Genomic DNA, 18,181 nt, shown 5'->3' with positions numbered 1-18,181 from the left:
GTTTTTTTTGCAATATCTAACAAATTTAATTGCAAAACTGAACGTAACTTTTTATTTTCATCCCTTGCATTTTCGTAGATACTAATTAAGGAAGGGTATGTTCATTGGTATATACTGAATGTTCATAAATTTTAATATAAAACTATAATTATATTCATTATATTGACATGCGTGTCCAAAGTAATCAACTTTTATGAGTTCTAATGTACATGCAGTCAGTTCCGGATTCGGATTTAGAAATGATATCGTAATGCTTATGAGTATTCTCTGGAGAGAACTGGTATTTGGTGGCCATCTCTTTGCTTTAGGGTCAGTTTCTGTTGTAATGGCTTGTTCAATTGTGTTTATGATTCCTGTAAGCTGGGATATTCTTTTTGTGACATATCTTCTGTTCTACGCAATCTACCTTTACGATTATACTCAGGGTGCAAGCTCTGATGAAACTACAAACAGCAGTCGTGCAAAGTATCTGTTATGTAAGAACAAGAGCAAGTGTACAGTCATTATCACTTCTCTGGTACTTCTCACCATAATGATGGTCTTCACATCAGTTATTATAACTATAATTGGAATGTCAATCCTTATTCTTGGTCTTCTCTATGGAAGTCATTTTAAGAAACTCACAAAAAAGATCCCGGCATTTAAGAACGTCTTTGTTTCTATCGTCTGGGCATTCATGGCAATTTTCGCATTCATCTATTATTCAGTGCCAATAACATACGGTGCAATTATGCTTGCACTGTTCGTCTTCATTCGTATGATGAATATACAGATTCTCTTTGATGTAAGAGATTTGGAAGGTGACCGTAAAGATGGCCTTCTGACAGTTCCTGCAATTCTTGGAGACAAGAAATATCCTTTCATTCTCAGACTTATTAACATCGTGTCAGTTGTATTCATACTGGGATGTGTTTTAATCGGTCTTCTGCCGGTTTTCACACTTGCAGTAATTCCAATGTTCTATTACGCTGTAAGTTACATTAACAGGGTTGTAAAGTCCAGAAAAGAATACACATCTTATATCTTTGCAGCATTTGAACCAATTATGTGGTCGATTTTCATCTTTGCTGGAAAGTACGTTACAATGCTCAGTGTTTTCTAAGCATTTAATTCAACATTAAATATGGATCAATATTAGCATTCAATATGTTTCAAGCATAGGGTTCTGATTCCTCTACAAAAAGCAAAAACAAAAAAGAACTCTCCAAACTAACTGCATGTCTCCCTGAAGTCTACATTTAGCTGCATTTAAACACAAATATTAAATGTAAAGGTGGATATGTTCTGCTAGATTATAGCTAGAACAAAACAGGGAAGGAACTGAGGAAAACCCTATGCCTATTATAACCTTACCATATGATGACCTTGAACAATTAACCGGAACAGACAAGGATACAATTATTGAGCGCGTGCCGATGATAGGCGCAGATATCGAGCGTATAGAAGAGGAGTCAATTGATATCGAATTCTTCCCTGACCGCCCGGACCTTTACAGTGTAGAGGGCGTTGCACGTGCATTGCGTGGTTTTCTTGATATAGAACCCGGTTTCAGGGAATATGAGGTCAAGCCTTACACAGTTGAGATTAGAAAAGACGAGAATATAGATTCAGTTCGTCCGGTTTTTGGCTGTGCAATCGTCCGTGGTGTAAATTTCAGTTCAAGTGCTATCAAGACGCTGATGGACCTTCAGGAATCACTCCACTGGGGACTTGGACGTGACCGTAAAAAAGTCTCAATAGGTGTGCACGATCTCTCAAAGGTTCAGCCTCCTTTCAGGTATATTGCAGCAGACCCGGATTTCAGTTTTGTTCCTCTTGATTTTACAGAACCAATGACCATGAGGGAAATACTTGAGAAGCATCCAAAAGGAACACGCTTCGCACATATCCTTGATGGTTTTGACATGTATCCACTTATCCTTGATGCAAACGACAATGTGCTCTCATTCCCGCCAATAATTAACGGTACACTCACAATGGTAACTGAAGATACAACCGATCTTCTGGTGGATGTCACAGGACTTAGCAATGAAGTGTACACTGCACTCAACATAGTCACAACAGCTCTTGCAGAACGTGGCGGAGAAATAGAGTATGTTAAGGTTATCAATGCAGACGGAACCGAGGATATTCCTCTAGACCTGGGCCCAAGAGTAAAGGTGCTTGAAAGAGCAGAGATCGATGGTCTTATTGGTATGGAACTTCCGGCTGACGAGATAATTAACCAGCTTGGAAGAATGGGCTTTGGTGCAAAAGAACTTGAGGACGGACGTATTGAAGTTCAGATACCACGCTACCGTGCAGATATTCTTGATAACTCTGACATCATTGAAGATATCGCAGTCGGATACGGATTTGACAAGATTCCTGCAGTATTTCCGATGAATGCAACAGTAGGCAAGTCTCACATGCTTTCAGACATAAGCACTGATATGCGTGAGATCATGACTGGACTTGGATATCTTCAGGTCATGCCGTTCACACTTACAAGTGACAGGGTTCACTTTGACTGGATGTGCAGGGAAAAGACCGATGATGTCACCTATGTAATGCATCCGATAAGCGAAGACCAGACAATGGTCAGGACAACTATCCTGCCGAATCTCATTGAGATACTTTCCATGAACCAGCACAGGGAGCTTCCACAGAAGATTTTTGAAGCTGGTGATGTTGTTATCAACGGTAAGAACGGCCTGCACCTTGCAGCTGTTTCCATAAGCCCACAGGCAAATTTCACAGAAGTAAGGGAACTTGTGGATGCTCTTATGCGTGAAAGACTTGTGGAATACGAGGTTGTGGAATCAGAAGATCCGGCTTTCATGGAAGGCAGAAGGGCTGACATTCTTGTAAATGGCAAAAAAATAGGTGTCATGGGAGAACTGTTCCCTCAGGTTATAGTTAATTTCGGCCTTGGTCAGCCAGTTGTAGGATTTGAGATCGATCTTCTTGATTGATCTTCATCATTTCAGTTGATGTGTTTACTTCTCACAGAATGATGAGATACATACATTACACCAGCAGTAAGAAAGAGAAAAAACACTCTTATACAGAGTGTTCTTGTTCTTATTTTATAATTTATAATTTATTTCTGCGGAAGAAGAGCAACATAGAAATTACAAGAATGGCTATGTAACCCTCAAATCCAGGAATGGAATTCTCTACAGCAGAATCATCTGGAACTGAATCATCTGGTGAGGGCTGATCCGTGTTACTAGTTGAAGCATCAACATCATCCTCTGATTCAGACATATCTACTATTACAGTATCCTCATCATCTTCTTCCGAAGCTTCGATTGTTTCCTCTGTAACTGCATTTTCTGTAGGTGTATCCTCTATAACAACTCTTTTTACAGGATAGAATACATATCCTCCGTTACTGCCTTTTTCCTTGTCAGAGGACATAAAGAACCAGTCACCTGTAATTGCTGTAGAAGATCCGGCACTTACAGTCATAGTAATAGTATTACTGTTGGATAGTACAAGTCCGGATTCCGTAGCTTCATCGACTTCAAAATTACCGAACTCATCACCGTTTTCTATTTCTGTATAACTGTCCTTGTCTGCAAGCCACGTATATTTGAGAACTGCAAAATTATCCTCCTGGCCTGCGAATATGGAATCTACATATGTCAGGAAATATATATGTTCCGAACCATCTGCACATTCTTGTTCAACAGTGTATATCCTGTCATCTGTTGTAGCTTCTGTTGAAATCACGCCGGTGTCAAGCTCTTCATCGCCCTTGTAAAGGGTAACATAACATTTTGAACCTTCAATGTCCACAGCATTCATCACAAGAGAATATCCATTCTTCATCTCCCACTTATCACCACTTTTAAGTGTCTTCTTATCGGAACTATCCTGTTTCATCAATATCTTTGCAAGCGTAGTAGCATCGTTGTCAACTGCACAGTATGAAGTTCCAAATATGGAGATTGTATAGAATTTTGTCACCTTTGTTACGTTCTGCTCTTCAGAATAGACACTGTATTTTGAAGCAAGCTGACTTGTTGTGTATATAAGTTCACCTTCATCGATTACATTTGCTGTTGGATTGGCTGAACCTATTGCAGGATTTCTTCCGTCATCTTGATAGTACAGGTGTTCCCCGGCACCTTTGACGAGTTGAGTGTACTTATTTGCAGCAAAAAACATTCCGGGAAAAGTAGAATAATCCCAGGAAATATTTCCAGAATCCGTAGAACCGGTATCTATAGGAGCCCCCCTTATATCCACATTTGTGGCCAGACAGGGAGAGGCCGTTGCAAGAACAAAAAGTAGTATTATACTCAATATTATTGTTTTTCCAAATTGTTGTATCATTTTTAGCCTCCGAGTAAGTTCGTCCATCCATAACAACAATTGTTATTTTTAGCGTTATGTTCTAACAAACATAATGGTATTTATAGTTTATCTGAATTCAAAATCTGTAATATTAATGAAAAAATTATGAATTATTTACTTCACAAAATAACAATGCATTTCTGCCACTGTTATAAGCGGAAAGGTTCAGCACTTTCCACTTCCACACGGGACACAGACTTTTCTGTTAATATCAGATATGTCTCTTACAGTGACATCTATACCATAAACAGATGACATTGTCTGACTGTTCACAACCGATGGAACCGGTCCGCAGGCAAGTAGTTTACCACCTGTCAGAGCAACTGCATTGCTGCCTACAAGGAAAGCATGGTCAGGCATGTGAGTGTTCATAACAATCGACATTCCTGATGCTGAAAGTTTCTTTACGGTTTCAAGAACCAACACCTGGTTTCCAAAATCAAGATGCGCAGTAGGTTCATCCAATAATAAAAGTGCTGGTTCCTGTGCAAGAGCACGGGCAATAAGCACCATCTGCCGTTGTCCTCCGCTGAGACTATTCAATGTCCTGTCAGAAAGGTGCTCAACACCGACTGTTTCAAGGGACTTCCATGCAATTTCCATATCATCTTCTCCAGGTGAACCGAAGAGTGAAAGATGAGGTGTTCTTCCCATTACCACAAAATCCAGTACGTCGAATGGGAAAACGGTCTCGTTCTGTTGAGGCACATATCCGACTTTCTTTGCAATAGATCCTGAAGTCATTGTTTGAGTATCTTCACCCTGTATACGGACAGAACCTGCAACAGGTTTGAAAATACCTGCAATGCATTTGATAAGTGTGGATTTACCAACTCCGTTGGGTCCAAGCACACACATTACTTCCCCGCCTTTCATTGAAAATGATACATCCTCAAAGACCGGTCCTTTACCATACGAATATGCCAGTGAATCTACTTCTAAGATTAATTCTAATTCCATCCCATACGCCCCCTTTTCAGAAGGTATGCAAATAACGGTGCACCAAGCAGGGAAGTGATTATTCCCAGCGGTATTTCTGTTGCAGTTACAGTTCTTGCAAGGTCATCTACCAGAAGCATGAAGGATGCACCGATCACCATGCTCATTGGCAGAAGCCGGTTGTAATTCGGACCTACGATCATCCTTGCAATATGTGGTACCACAAGTCCCACCCATCCGATAACACCGCTGATACTCACAGCAGCCGATGTGATAAGAGTGGCACAGATAATAATTATCAGGCGTATCTGGTCAACATTTACTCCAAGAGAGCGTGCTTCTTCATCCCCCAGTGACAGGATATTGATTCTCCATCTCAGGAGGAAAAGCACCAATGTTCCCAGGAGCATTGGTGCAATAATCCAGAGCAGATCGTTATATCTTATTGAAGACAGGCTTCCCATGAGCCAGAACACAATTTCCGGCAGATCATCATAAGGGTCAGCCACGTATTTTGCAAGTGAGATAAGGGCTGTGAATATCGAACCTACGATTATTCCTGAAAGAACGAATACAAGAGTTCCTGTTCCTTTGCTGACCTTTCCCATACTGATGGCTCCAAACATTGCTATCAGTCCACAGGCAAATGACAGCAGTTGTATTGCGAGCTGGCTGTCCCAGAGTAAAATACCTGCACATGCACCAAAACCTGCGCCGGCTCCCACGCCAAGAATATAAGGTGATACCAGTGGATTTCGGAATACTCCCTGGAAAGATACTCCTGCAAGCGAAAGTGATGAACCAACGAGCAAGGATGCTAGAATTCTTGGTAACCTTACACTGAAAAGCACAGTATGTTGTGTGGATACCGGGCTTGCAGTTCCTGATATAAAGGAAATTACTGTATTCACGATATCAGCAATTACAAGTGATGCTGGCATCTGGTACCTGCCAACAAAGAGTGAAGCAACTAATAGCAATATTGGAAGCAAATAAATTGAAATGGTGGCACATCGCCTGTAATCAGGCATGAGTACACCCCGTGAGTTCCCCTGGCCAGATTCCTGAAGATGGCCTGTGGAAAGACCTGTTAGGCTTTGCTTCGCTATAATATATACCGTAGTAACGCCTGTAGAATGTATTTGCTTCCTGTTCAATGTCTATTTCAAGTTTACCAGGATGCAGTTTATCTGCTATATAAAGTAGTCCGAGTATCCAGCGTGGGCTTCCAAAATCCCATGAAGGTGGAAGTGCATAGATTCTCTGCTGCTTTACTGCATCCACTTCAATTCCATAATACTTACAGAGACCATAGAACTCGTATAGCGGACGGGAAAGAAAACCGGAGATGAATATCGTTTTGGGGTTATTGTTGTTGATAAATCCAGGTTCAACATTGAAACCAGGCTTACCTTCTTTCTGAAGTAATTTGTTGATACTCTGCCCTCCGGCAAAATTAACAAGATTGTTTTCCATTCTTCCGGCGTTCAGTGCAAAAAGCGGTGAACCCATGCAATAGTATGCGCTTCCGCCATCATTTTCAGAGGCGACCCGTTCAATAAGCTCAAGACGCTTGCCGATGAATGAGACAAGGTCTTCACCCTTTTCCTGTACGCCCGCCTTGTCAGCAATCAACCTGATATATTCCAGATATGATGTCGGATTCTGTATCATGTGATGGATATCCATGAGAGCTTCTGAGCTGGAAATCTCTTTCCATACTTCAAGCATCCTTTCTTCTTCGGGAATTCCCAGGCATGTAAGGACCGCATGAACCATTCCAAAAGCACGGCTTATCCTGTATCCACCCATAAATCCGGATTCACTGAAGCTTTCGATGGCACCTGTGCCGGTAACTGGAATACTGTGGCCACATTCACAGCTGTAATTGCTCCATGGTTTCAGGAGTCTGGAACCCATGGGGCCGTAGAACTCTCTTTCTATTATTACTTCCCCACATTCAGGACAGAATGTATCCATTAGTCCTGTGCCCGGGGAATTAAAGAGGTAAACATGCTGAAGGTGATCATGCAGGCTGTTGCACAGTCTTTCAGATGCGCCTATGGACGGTTCAAGTGCTATTGGTGCATCGCCAAATGGGATGAATCTCATGAGTTGCAGAGGAATTGAGGTTGATATGTTTGCAAGGGTTCTGGCAACCTGAATAACGTCTTCTTCCTTTCCTTTCATGTAGACTGCTGAGACTTCAACGTGTACGCCCATCCTGTGTAGTTTTTCGATATTACGAAATACTGGTTTTGAGGACAGGACTCCACAATTCCTGTAAGCGTCATCAGAATGTCCCTTTATGCCTACATTCATGAAATTGACAAAACCTGAAAGCTCCTCAATAGTTTCTTCCGTAAAGTAGCAGTTAGAAGAACAACCAATGAGGAGACCTTTTTCTTTTGCTTTAAGTGCCAGTTCGCGGAACATATAGAAATTCGCAGCCGGTTCGTTGAGGGTGGAAACTATTCCAATGCACCCAAGTTTCAGTGCAGTTTCAATAACCTGGTCAGGGCTCAGTGTTGGCCATCCAAGCGACCTTCTTGAAGCCAAAAGTCTTGCAATGCATCCCGGACATTTGAAGTTACAACCTGTGCTGAATACCTGGAGGAATTTTCCTGCAGGATAATAGTGGAGCATGGGTATAGTCTCTATTGAAACAGGAAACGCTCCCAGATACCCAAGTTCTGGATCCTGAATTATTTTGTCACCATCAAGCTGGTAGGTTTTGCATCTGCCGGTACTGTGCTCGTTGATATCACAAGCCATTTCACATATCTTGCACTTCATTTTTTGCCTCCTTTCAATATTACTTATTCAGAACCACCCAGAATCCAGCACCATCATCCACAACCCTGAATAGCAGCCCTGTACTGACACAGGCATTCTTCATTGCCTGCTTGTTCTCCGGGCTGAGCCTTTTTTTAGAACCTTCCTGCCAGCCAGGATCACGTTCTTCCATTGTTTTTGCTATCTGCTGGCGAAGTTCGGCGGTACCAAAACCACCACCTATCCAGGCTTCACCTCCGGGGGCAAGTATTCTGGCAATTTCACTGAAGGCAACAGGTAGATCATTCCAGAAGAATACAGAGCCGCGGCTCACTATGAGATTTGCAAAATCATCATTAAATGGGAGTTTATGCACATCTGCCAATGTTGGTTTTAATCTGTCAGAAACACCGTGTCTGGAAGCTTTTTCCGTTGCCAGTTCGTACATTTTCTCTGAGATGTCCACAGCATAAACCGTAAGAGATGTCTGTTCTGCCAGAGCAATTCCAAGTGATGCAAGCCCGCACCCAAGGTCAATGCATATTCCTTCTTTTATGCCACTGGAAGCAATTATGTCGGATGCTATCACAGGATAAATTGGTGCAAACACATTCTCTGCTATATCCGGGAAATTATGCAACTTATCATCCTGCTTCATGCCAATGCCTCCTCTTCGGGGTAGAGCAAATTCTTCAGTTCTTCATTATTGAGGTCGTAATGGAAGAATTGTGAATAGAACTCAGTTGTTAATTCTTCTAGTTCAGTATCTGGAAACAGTTCCGGGTAGAGTACATTAGCTGTCCATGCAGCTCCTATCACGCGATGTACGCCATATGGTCTGTCTATCCAGCAGAAAGGGTTTTGTGGCGCCAGATATACACGTCCATTCTGCACAGCATCAATATTTGCCCATAATGGATCTGAATAAACAGAATTGTAGAACTCGGAATCTGTTATCAGTATTACTTCAGGGTTCCATTCAGCAACCTGTTCTATGGAAACCGGTGTCATTCCCATTCCTGGTGTTACCTGGCAATCTGCAACATTAATACCGCCGCATATATCGATTACTTCAGAATGCAATGAACCTGATGGATCTGTTTTTAGACCGGTAGATCCTTCTGCATAGTATACACGGACCTTTTCATCGTCCGGAATACTTTCGACTTTGTCATTAATATTGTCAATAACAGATAACCTGAAATTGATGAACTCAGTTGCCTGTTCTCCACAATCAAGCAATTGTCCCAGATATTCGATTGTGTCATCTCCATCTTCTATGGCAATAATTGAACCATTGATAGCAACTACAGGAATGCTTCCGAATTTCTCCTGCCTCTCAGTGACCTGTTCACTGATTTGTCCTTTCTTGTTTACAGTATATCCTTCAATAACAATTTCAGGATTAAGACTGATGACCGTTTCATAGTTTGCTGTCTGGGCACTTCCCCATGAACCGACTACAGAAAGTGAGGTATAAAGCTCATCCATGTGCATGTTGTCCACAGGAGTAAATGTATTCCATGCTGCAAGTTTTTCAGGTGCAAGCATGTACACTAATATTGAATAAGGGCCAGTTGCAGTCACAACACTATCTATCTCAGAAGGAACTGTAAGGTTGCGACCCAGCATATCGGTTACTTCTACAGTCTCCACAGATTCTTCTTGTTGTACTATGGATTGCTGTGTCTGGTCAGTACAACCACTGATTGCGGTTGCTAAAATAAGAATTAATAGAAAGGAACTAACTGGACAGAATTTCTTATCCATTTATTCACCACCTTTTGCTTTATAATTAAAAGAAAGCACAGATAGGAAGGTTTGTGCGAATACCTGTGCTTATCATTAGTTTCTGAACCCGGTTAAGGATTCAACAGTGATTCCATTTCCTCTTCTGTAAGATCATAATGCAGGAACTGTGAATAGAAATCACGTGTAGTTTGTTCCATATCCATATCTTCGAAAAGATCAGGATACAATACGGTGGCCGTCCATGCAGTTCCGATTATGAGATGTGGTCCCTGTGGCCTGTCTATCCAGCAGAATGGGTTAAGGGGTGACAGGTAAACACGCTCGTTCTGTACGGCATCAATGTTCTCCCACAGTGGATCTGAGTAAACTGTATTGTAGAACTGGGCATTTGATGTGAGGATTATTTCAGGATTCCATTCCATCACCTGTTCAATTGAAACAGGTGTCATTCCGTTTCCGGGAGTAAGGGAGCAATTTGCAACATTTATACCTCCACAGATATCGATAACCTGCGAATGTTGTGACCCGGATGGATCGGTTTTAAGACCAGTGGGTCCTTCTGCATAGTAGACTCTTACCTTTTCCTCGTCAGGAATATCGGAGACTTTATTTTCTATTTCATCGAGAATATCAGCCCTGAATTCCATAAAATCGGCTGCCTGTTCCTCACAATCCAGGAGTTCTCCCACGTACTCAATTGTCGGGTCTGATTCTTCTACAAAAATGATTGAATCATCAATGGCAACAACCGGGATATTTCCAAAAGATTCCTGCCTGCGCTTGATTGCTTCATCTATCTGACCATCTGTTGTGTATCCTTCCATTACGATATCAGGATGAATATTGATAATTGTTTCATAATTTCCTGTCTGCGTACCGAACCACCCACCAAGAATTGGTAAATTGAGATATTCATCGTTCATCAATGTGTGGTTAAAAGTGTTAAGAAAATTCCAGCCTGCAACTTTTTCAGGTGCAAGCATGTAAACAAGAATTGTAGAAGGAGGGGATGTAGCGTAAACCGATGTGATCTCTTCGGGTACCGTTAGTTCCCTGCCAAGCATATCCGTGATTTGCACCGTGTTATTTGTAGTAACCTGTACCTGTTCTGCTTCGGTCTGTTCCATGCATCCACATGCAGTAACAGCCAGCAAAACTATCAAAATGAGGAGTAATGTACCATTTTTTACGTTCATGACAACACCTGTTAAACATTAACCGTTTTTACCGATATGTTCTGACGAACACAATGGTATAAAAAGATATGCGCTAAACGGTTTATGAGTTATATATTATATTTTCAATGTAAGGTGTGATAATTTGATTAAAAGATAATTGTCCGTAAAATCTGAGAAGAAAATGACAGCAAGTTGATAGTTAATTATACTTTTTCAATGCTATCAGACACATAATAACCAATATACACAAAATTGAACTAAATCCGGATAAGTATGTTTCATCTTCCAATGTCTCAATAGCTCGATATCTGAACATGAAAACTACAGGAATATTGTCAGTCCCTTCTTGCTTATACCCTTCTTCAATTGTTTGGTAAATCATATCAATTGTTGTATCATTAACTTCAGTTTCCAGGTATTTATCCAGGTAAACAAGCATATATCCATCACTATTATACGCAAGTGCTACTACCGGACCGCCATTTGAAGCCATATATGGTTCAATCAAAGACCCTATCTTTTCTCTATGACTATGAATATCCTCATACCATTCTTTTAGTTCTTCCGAATTCTTTATTTCAGGTATAGTTCCCCGGATAGCAATCAGATCGGGATCATCTTCTAATTCTTCAATAATAATAGTTCTATAGTCTGAGAAATTACTGTTATTTGTAAAAGAAGTATTTTGCTCATTGCTTTCAATTGCTATTGCAGGATCAGATAGAAATACAAATATACAAACCAATAACATAAGCCATTTAATAACTTTATACATTTAAAATCTCTTTAAATTTTATATCAAATATTATCATATATCCATGAATTTATTAATATGTCGGTATATTCGTATCAATGCAAAAAAGTAGTAACTTCCAATTTCGATGCCTGATGTATTCTAAAATCTCAATACTACAAATTCAAAGTCCGGATTAAATAAACAAAGAATTTGAAAAATAAAAAATAATAAACAAAAGAACGGGCCTGCCGCGATTCGAACACGAGTCGATGGGTATCTTCGCACCATTATGGTAACATCGAAGCCCATCAGGATATCCTGGCTACCCTACAGGCCCGCAAGGCAACTACTGATAGCTTCTGGCAGTATTAAAGGTTTCTATTACACATGGCATTATATGATAATTTAAATTAATTATCACTCATAAAAAGTCTGTCAGCATTCTTATCGCCATTAACCAGAGTACAATACCAAATATTTTTTGGAGTGTTTCGGCATTGATCTTGTTATGCATCAGGTACGAACCCAGCTGTGCACCAAGGAATGATGAAACTGATACTGCAGCAATAAGGTTAATATCAGGAGTCCAGGAAGCAACATGTGCTGCAAACGCCGAAATTGATGTGAAAAGGACAATAAAACCGGAACTTGCTGCTGCTCTTTTAATCCCGAATCCAAATATCAACAGCAAAGGAACTATGAAAGTACCTCCACCTATTCCCAGCATTCCGGAAATAGATCCTACAAGAAATCCGAACATAGTGACAAAGATGTATTTTTCCTGTCCTTTAATTTCTTTTTCCTGATACATGAATCGTATTCTGGAAAAGATCATCTCTTCGCCTACAATAAACATAAGCATTGTAAGCATTCCAAGGAGCAACTCTACAGGTGCTATTTGTGTAAAATAGGCTCCTATTTGTGCTCCTGTCATTGATGCGATAATAAACGGAATGGCAATTTTAAAATCCACCAGTTTCTTTCGAATATAGGTAATTGCTGCGGATGCAGAAGTTACTATATTCAGAAGGAGTGCAATGGTAATTGAAAATATGAAATCCCCGGTTACCCAGTAAAAGAAAGGCACATAAAATATTGCCCCACCAAGTCCTATCATTGAGAACAGGATGGAAGCAAAGAAGACAATTACGGCAAAGAATATAGTTTGCATTTACAGACGATCCTTTTGAAAATCACGTTTTCTTCACATATTTATCCTTGAAACGGGATATTTCTTCTCTCCCGCCTACTACTGCAATGATATCACCTTTCAGCATCTTTGTGGATGGAAGTATATCTGTTATAATCTTTCCGTCTCTTTCGATTCCTAAAATAGTACAACCAACTTTATGCCTGAGACTTATATCAGCCACTGTCTTGTTTGCAAGATCATCTGAATTGGTAATCGTGTGTTTTTCAATATCCACACCTTCATAAAGCATGATATCTTCATCCATTTTTTTACATGAGACATCAATACATCTTGAAGTCATTTTTGCAAGCATCTGTCCGGCAACAATAGGCAGCGCAGCAACATAATTTGCACCTGCCTTGTAAATCTTGTCTATGGACTTATATGAATTTGCCCTGGCAATTATTGTTGAATCGGGATTAAGTCCTCTTGATATCAGTGTTGCAAACATCACATGTGTGTCATCATTCAGGGTAACTATGATTGTAGATGCCTGTGGAACACCAGCTTGAATCAGGATTTCTTCCTCAGTTGCATTTCCCACAACATAATCATAGTCAGCATTCTCAAAAGTATGCGCCTGTGAATCAACAACTACGAATTTGATGTTTGCATAAGTTAGTGTTTCAACAACCCTTCTGCCAACATCTCCGGATCCGAGAACTACAATATGATCTTTATGTCCTGGATTTTCCATATAATTTTCCATACATTTACTCCCCGGATTGTGTCAATTTCTTAAGTTTCGATAGCTGTTCATTGGAACCAATTGCAAGGAGCACCGAGTTATCTTTGATAATATCATCGGGTTTAATAATAAATGTCAGGCTTCCACCTTTCCACATTCCAACAACATTTGCACCGGTCTTTTCCCTTATGGCTGCATTTTTCATGGTTTTGCCCATCAACGGGCTTTTCGGATAGATAGGTAATTCAACAATACTGACTCCCTCAAAGAATTCAGTTGCACCGGTTAGCCTGTTAACAAACGGGTCCGCAGCCTTCCTTCCTATGAACCTTCCAAAGAGTTCCTTAGGTGAAACAACACTTGTTGCTCCTGCATATTTCAGGTATTTCTTATTGGCTCTGTCTTCTACAATTGCAATGATATTCACATCGCTGATATTGCGTGCTGTGAGCACAATATTTGCATTCATCTCATCGTTTCTGTTTGCTATCAGGAAACGTGCTTCTTTTATGTTTGCATTTCTGAGGGTTTCTTCCTCACTGACAAGCCCATAGATGGCATGGATATTTCTCTTCAACAGTTCCATCACAAGTTCAGATTCTTCTTCAACAAGGATGTATGGTATGTCGTTTTCTTTCAGCTCCTCAATAAGTGTCTCAATAAGCCTGTTATATCCGCAGATAATTATGTGATCTGTAAGCTTCTTCGAAGCTTTGGAAGGAATATTGGACTGGATCTTTTTTTCCATCCAGGGAATAATTACAAGGGTGAAAAGTATTCCAAATACCAGTGGTATTCCTGTCAACTGGACAAAAACGGCATATAATTTTCCTATTGGGGATGCCATTGTAATATCGCCGTAACCTACTGTTGTAAGAGTGGTTATCACCCAGTAAATAGCATCATAGATATTGACATACTCGGTCTGGCCCTCGTATATCATAATCTCCACAAAGATTATCATGTACACCACTATTATGGCAAGAGCTCCAAGGAATGATTTTAGAAGTGTCTTATGCCAAAGGTGCCTTCTTTTCATGTGAGTTCCCCTGTTATTGTATCAAACAGTTCCTTTCATCCATTCTCAGAATCCGTGTACAAGGTAAGGTCCTATGACCATGAAGATGAATGAGAATAATATCATCATTGCAAATGTGGCTGTAATCAATGCTGACACATTTTCTGCCTTTTCTTCATTTCCTGTGATCTTGTAAATGAAAGCATTCAAAGAATCCCTGAAAACGTGTCCTCCGTCAAGAGGTACGGCTGGAAGGCAGTTGAACAGGCCTACATAGAAGTTAAGCCAGCCTACCCACAGGAGTGTGTTTGCAAGCCAGAATACTCCTATTCCGAAAGGTTCTGCCCATCCAACCGGCACATAGAACTGGGAAAGTGTTTCACTGAAACCCGGGAATCCTTCACCGGCAAACCCACTTATTGGCAGTACAAGAATAATGTACCATCCTGCAAGTCCGCCAAGCATGCTCGGAACACTCTTTAGCAATTCCAGATATCCAGCTGCAGGATATTCACCAACGGAGAACCCAAGTGATGTTTCTACACTTTCTCCTGAAGTAGTTCGCACCCCAAGGAAACCTCTGCCTTCATAATCCGGATGTTCTGCAAGGGTAACTGCATATTCAGTTGTTTCTCCTTCATCGTTTTCAACCACAACTGAAATTTCCTGTCCCGGAGTGCTTTCACTGAGAACTTCGCTGAAATCACTATAAGTATAGATCGGATTCCCATCAATATAGAGAATATGAGTACCTGCTTCCATCCCTGCTGCTTCTGCAGGGTTACTTTCCACTATGCTCTGGATAAGGATGCCTTCGGGTCCAATATCCGTATTTCCAACTTCCAGTTCATAGCTGGACTCTACCCTTTCGGCAGCTGCATAAACAGTTACAGCTGTGCCTGTTTCAAGTCCATCAAGATAATCAAGCATTTCATTTACATTGCTGATTTTCGTATCATCAATTTGTGTTATAATCATGTTTTCCCTGATGCCTGCAGAATATGCGGGGCTATCTTCGGAAATGTCCATGACCATTGTATCTCCAAGAGGTTCCAGTGAACCGAGTACAGGTCCAAAAAGCAGTGCAAATGCCAGAAATGCCACCACGAAGTTTGCCATGACACCTGCAGCAAGTATTCTTGCTCTCTGGGTACGCGTGGCTATTTTTTCATCGGTTTTGACAACTTTCTTTTCTTCTTCTTCTTTTCTGTCAATTACGATTCCAAGTCGCCGGTCTCCATAAGGGTCGTTTTCATCAGTGAGTTCTTCTTCTTCTTTCTTTCCAAAAAGCTCTTCTTCGTCAGGTTCTGCAAAACCACCGATAGGTACAACAGCAAGCAGGATTCCCATGGACTTGACCCTGATATCTTCCACCCTGCATAGTATTGCATGCGAGAATTCATGGACAACGAGAGTGACAAGTAGTGCTATTGTACCCCATACAAGAGGTATGAACTCGTTGACACCAGGTATCAGGAATATGTTCCTTGCGGCATTGAACTTTCCGGGTTCCGGCATTGTATTTGTTTCATATGATGCCAGCATGGCAAGGTCTGAAAGTATAACAAACAAAAACATCGCTATCATTCCTATAAACATAAGTCTGATACCGATGTCTGCATAGATTCTCCATGCTTTTTTAGGTATGGCAAGCTTATCAAGTAATTTCAGTCCTTTTGTAGTCCTGATCATCAGAACAGGGCCATAGGCGCTGATATTGTATTTTTCAAGTATTCCTTTTCTGTCAAGTGCTATTACAACGATCCAGTAAAGCAAAAGAATTGCAACTGCAATGTATATTCCGTCCAAAAAAACTCTCCGGCGTTTGGTATTTTCGGTTGAAGTGTTAATTAGTCAATTTAATATTAACCTTAAATCTTTTTCATGTTCAATTAGATTTGTTTGGTAATTCTTTTTACGAGGTATATATCTTTGTCATATAAAATGATAAGAATGATATATAATTGATTGGGCAGAAATCGAAGTGAAATATTCTGAAATAACCGGTCTTACTATTTTTATGATATAAGTAAATATAAAAATCAAGCAGGTTAAATTTATATAGTTTCTTACTCAAATGTAATATTTAATGTTTGCCAGCTTTCCGGGTCCTATTTTGTAAGATGTTTCAAACTTGCATAAAAGGATAAGTATAAAAAGAATAAAGGAAATATAGCAATTACAGAATTACAAAACGTTGATAAACGTTGATGAATGGTTACAGTAAAATTCGAGCAACAACTAAAAACCAGAACACTATACCGTAATGTTACTAAATCCGTGAGGGGATGAAAGTGCAGTCAATAGTTCAGGAAGCGTTAAAACACACAGAGAAAGAGAAAGCGTACCGCCAGTCAATTGCAATTAACGATGACCAGTTTGATATTCTTGGCCAGCCAAGAATTATGATCGTCGGATGCGGTGGTGCAGGTAATAACACAATCAACAGACTTTACAACATGGGTATTGAGGGTGCTGAGACAGTAGCTATTAACACTGACAAGCAACACCTTGACCTCATTCGTGCAGACAAGAAGATTCTCGTGGGCAAGACTCTTACCCGCGGTCTTGGTGCAGGAGGATACCCTGAAGTTGGTGCAAAGGCAGCAGAACTTGCCCGCGGCACCCTTGAAGAGATCTTCAAAGATGCAGATCTTGTTTTTGTTACAGCAGGTATGGGAGGAGGAACCGGTACTGGTGTCGCTCCTGTAGTAGCTGAGGTCGCAAAGGAGCAGGGCGCAATTGTTGTTGGTATGGTCTCAAGCCCATTCAGAGTTGAAAGGGCAAGAGCAGTTAAGGCAGAGGAAGGACTTGAAGAGTTCCGCCGAGCCGCAGACACTGTTATTGTACTTGACAACAACAGACTCCTTGAGTATGTACCAAATCTCCCAATCGACCAGGCATTCTCAGTAATGGATCAGATTATCTCTGAGACCGTAAAGGGAATCACAGAAACAATCACACAGCCTTCACTTATCAACATTGACTACGCTGACATCAGAGCTATCATGGGATGCGGCGGCGTTGCAGTAATGCTTGTTGGTGAGAGTAAAAACCAGGACAAGAGCGACGATGTAGTTCGTGCAGCACTTAACCACCCACTCCTTGATGTAGATTACAGAGGTGCAACAGGCAGTCTTGTACACATCACAGGTGGCCCGGATCTCAGTCTTAAAGAGGCTGAAGAAATCGCTGCTTCACTCACATACGAGCTTTCTTCCAGTGCAAATGTAATCTGGGGAGCACGTATCAGCCCTGAGTATGAAGGCAGGGTGCGTGTAATGGCTATCATGACAGGTGTCCAGTCAGCACAGATTCTCGGACAGCCACAGTGCAGTAGTATATCATATGATAGTGTACGTGAACCTGTTCATGCAGAGGCACCACGTGCATACAGGCGCGCAAGCCCATCTGTGAACAAGGTCAGCCGCTCCGTTGTTGAGCCAATTCAGTCAAAGAACAACGGCGGATCAATCATTGATATCATTCACTGATTGCTTTAATTAACATCAGTCCGGCATTAAGCCGGATCTGTCAATTTTTCCAAAATAAGTTATTA

Annotated in this window: 15 protein-coding genes and 1 tRNA gene; 3 read left to right on the top strand and 13 right to left on the bottom strand. The window is 40.9% G+C overall.

What is annotated here, in order from left to right; translation table 11 throughout:
- Positions 1-193 precede the first annotated feature (193 nt).
- Both V7O61_RS08730 and pheT read left to right on the top strand, forming a co-directional pair.
- The gene (locus V7O61_RS08730; RefSeq protein ID WP_023843804.1) at positions 194-1,102 is read left to right on the top strand and encodes a UbiA family prenyltransferase; all 909 of its coding nucleotides are present in this window, start codon (positions 194-196) and stop codon (positions 1,100-1,102) included.
- 232 nt (positions 1,103-1,334) lie between these two features.
- Positions 1,335-2,954 carry a phenylalanine--tRNA ligase subunit beta gene (gene pheT, locus V7O61_RS08725; protein WP_023843803.1) on the top strand — a complete coding sequence of 540 codons (1,620 nt, stop codon included), beginning with the start codon at positions 1,335-1,337 and terminating at the stop codon, positions 2,952-2,954.
- A 121-nt stretch (positions 2,955-3,075) separates the two neighbouring features.
- Here the strand turns inward: pheT and V7O61_RS08720 are convergent, their stop codons facing one another.
- The 13 genes from V7O61_RS08720 to V7O61_RS08660 form a co-directional block, all read right to left on the bottom strand.
- A complete protein-coding gene (locus tag V7O61_RS08720; RefSeq protein ID WP_407282117.1) occupies positions 3,076-4,323 on the bottom strand; it encodes an S-layer protein domain-containing protein in 1,248 nt (415 codons plus the stop codon).
- 186 nt (positions 4,324-4,509) lie between these two features.
- Positions 4,510-5,304: an ABC transporter ATP-binding protein gene (locus V7O61_RS08715; protein ID WP_407282118.1), complete on the bottom strand. Its 795-nt coding sequence runs from the start codon at positions 5,302-5,304 to the stop codon at positions 4,510-4,512.
- On the bottom strand, positions 5,295-6,314 hold the full coding sequence (locus V7O61_RS08710) for an iron ABC transporter permease (RefSeq protein WP_048134958.1): 1,020 nt from the start codon (positions 6,312-6,314) through the stop codon (positions 5,295-5,297). The genes V7O61_RS08715 and V7O61_RS08710 overlap by 10 nt, the downstream gene beginning before the upstream one ends.
- Complete coding sequence (locus V7O61_RS08705) at positions 6,307-8,079, bottom strand: radical SAM protein (RefSeq protein WP_288068868.1); 1,773 nt, start codon at positions 8,077-8,079, stop codon at positions 6,307-6,309. The genes V7O61_RS08710 and V7O61_RS08705 overlap by 8 nt, the downstream gene beginning before the upstream one ends.
- 19 nt (positions 8,080-8,098) lie before the next feature.
- The gene (locus V7O61_RS08700; RefSeq protein ID WP_407282119.1) at positions 8,099-8,716 is read right to left on the bottom strand and encodes a class I SAM-dependent methyltransferase; all 618 of its coding nucleotides are present in this window, start codon (positions 8,714-8,716) and stop codon (positions 8,099-8,101) included.
- Positions 8,713-9,828, bottom strand: coding sequence for an iron ABC transporter substrate-binding protein (locus tag V7O61_RS08695; RefSeq protein ID WP_407282120.1), 1,116 nt, complete (start codon positions 9,826-9,828; stop codon positions 8,713-8,715). Before V7O61_RS08695 ends, V7O61_RS08700 begins: the two co-directional genes overlap by 4 nt.
- 92 nt (positions 9,829-9,920) lie before the next feature.
- Positions 9,921-11,006 (bottom strand): iron ABC transporter substrate-binding protein, encoded by a 1,086-nt coding sequence (locus V7O61_RS08690; RefSeq protein WP_023843796.1) that lies wholly within the window; start codon positions 11,004-11,006, stop codon positions 9,921-9,923.
- A gap of 181 nt (positions 11,007-11,187) precedes the next feature.
- Positions 11,188-11,763, bottom strand: a complete 576-nt coding sequence (locus tag V7O61_RS08685; RefSeq protein WP_407282121.1) for a hypothetical protein — start codon at positions 11,761-11,763, stop codon at positions 11,188-11,190.
- A 201-nt stretch (positions 11,764-11,964) separates the two neighbouring features.
- A tRNA-Arg gene (locus V7O61_RS08680) sits at positions 11,965-12,061 on the bottom strand.
- An 84-nt stretch (positions 12,062-12,145) separates the two neighbouring features.
- Complete coding sequence (locus V7O61_RS08675; RefSeq protein ID WP_023843794.1) at positions 12,146-12,895, bottom strand: sulfite exporter TauE/SafE family protein; 750 nt, start codon at positions 12,893-12,895, stop codon at positions 12,146-12,148.
- Between the two features lie 22 nt (positions 12,896-12,917).
- A complete protein-coding gene (locus V7O61_RS08670; RefSeq protein WP_407282122.1) occupies positions 12,918-13,625 on the bottom strand; it encodes a potassium channel family protein in 708 nt (235 codons plus the stop codon).
- A gap of 4 nt (positions 13,626-13,629) precedes the next feature.
- A complete protein-coding gene (locus tag V7O61_RS08665) occupies positions 13,630-14,643 on the bottom strand; it encodes a TrkA family potassium uptake protein (RefSeq protein ID WP_288068858.1) in 1,014 nt (337 codons plus the stop codon).
- 45 nt (positions 14,644-14,688) lie between these two features.
- Positions 14,689-16,431, bottom strand: a complete 1,743-nt coding sequence (locus V7O61_RS08660; RefSeq protein ID WP_407282123.1) for a site-2 protease family protein — start codon at positions 16,429-16,431, stop codon at positions 14,689-14,691.
- 485 nt (positions 16,432-16,916) lie between these two features.
- Here V7O61_RS08660 and ftsZ point away from each other — a divergent pair, with 485 nt between their 5' ends.
- Positions 16,917-18,116, top strand: a complete 1,200-nt coding sequence (ftsZ, locus tag V7O61_RS08655; RefSeq protein ID WP_023843790.1) for a cell division protein FtsZ — start codon at positions 16,917-16,919, stop codon at positions 18,114-18,116.
- The last annotated feature ends 65 nt before the right edge of the window (positions 18,117-18,181 follow it).

This window comes from Methanolobus sp. WCC1 (assembly GCF_045690315.1).
Classification (GTDB): domain Archaea; phylum Halobacteriota; class Methanosarcinia; order Methanosarcinales; family Methanosarcinaceae; genus Methanolobus; species Methanolobus tindarius.
This window is presented reverse-complemented; position numbering and strand designations above follow the sequence as displayed.

What these genes read in the sequence shown, in the direction of transcription:
- V7O61_RS08730 (WP_023843804.1), top strand. Translation starts at nt 194, where the DNA reads ATGAGTTCTAATGTACATGCAGTCAGTTCCGGATTCGGATTTAGAAAT.
- pheT (WP_023843803.1), top strand. Translation starts at nt 1,335, where the DNA reads ATGCCTATTATAACCTTACCATATGATGACCTTGAACAATTAACCGGA.
- V7O61_RS08720 (WP_407282117.1), bottom strand. Translation starts at nt 4,323, where the DNA reads ATGATACAACAATTTGGAAAAACAATAATATTGAGTATAATACTACTT.
- V7O61_RS08715 (WP_407282118.1), bottom strand. Translation starts at nt 5,304, where the DNA reads ATGGAATTAGAATTAATCTTAGAAGTAGATTCACTGGCATATTCGTAT.
- V7O61_RS08710 (WP_048134958.1), bottom strand. Translation starts at nt 6,314, where the DNA reads ATGCCTGATTACAGGCGATGTGCCACCATTTCAATTTATTTGCTTCCA.
- V7O61_RS08705 (WP_288068868.1), bottom strand. Translation starts at nt 8,079, where the DNA reads ATGAAGTGCAAGATATGTGAAATGGCTTGTGATATCAACGAGCACAGT.
- V7O61_RS08700 (WP_407282119.1), bottom strand. Translation starts at nt 8,716, where the DNA reads ATGAAGCAGGATGATAAGTTGCATAATTTCCCGGATATAGCAGAGAAT.
- V7O61_RS08695 (WP_407282120.1), bottom strand. Translation starts at nt 9,828, where the DNA reads ATGGATAAGAAATTCTGTCCAGTTAGTTCCTTTCTATTAATTCTTATT.
- V7O61_RS08690 (WP_023843796.1), bottom strand. Translation starts at nt 11,006, where the DNA reads ATGAACGTAAAAAATGGTACATTACTCCTCATTTTGATAGTTTTGCTG.
- V7O61_RS08685 (WP_407282121.1), bottom strand. Translation starts at nt 11,763, where the DNA reads ATGTATAAAGTTATTAAATGGCTTATGTTATTGGTTTGTATATTTGTA.
- V7O61_RS08675 (WP_023843794.1), bottom strand. Translation starts at nt 12,895, where the DNA reads ATGCAAACTATATTCTTTGCCGTAATTGTCTTCTTTGCTTCCATCCTG.
- V7O61_RS08670 (WP_407282122.1), bottom strand. Translation starts at nt 13,625, where the DNA reads ATGGAAAATTATATGGAAAATCCAGGACATAAAGATCATATTGTAGTT.
- V7O61_RS08665 (WP_288068858.1), bottom strand. Translation starts at nt 14,643, where the DNA reads ATGAAAAGAAGGCACCTTTGGCATAAGACACTTCTAAAATCATTCCTT.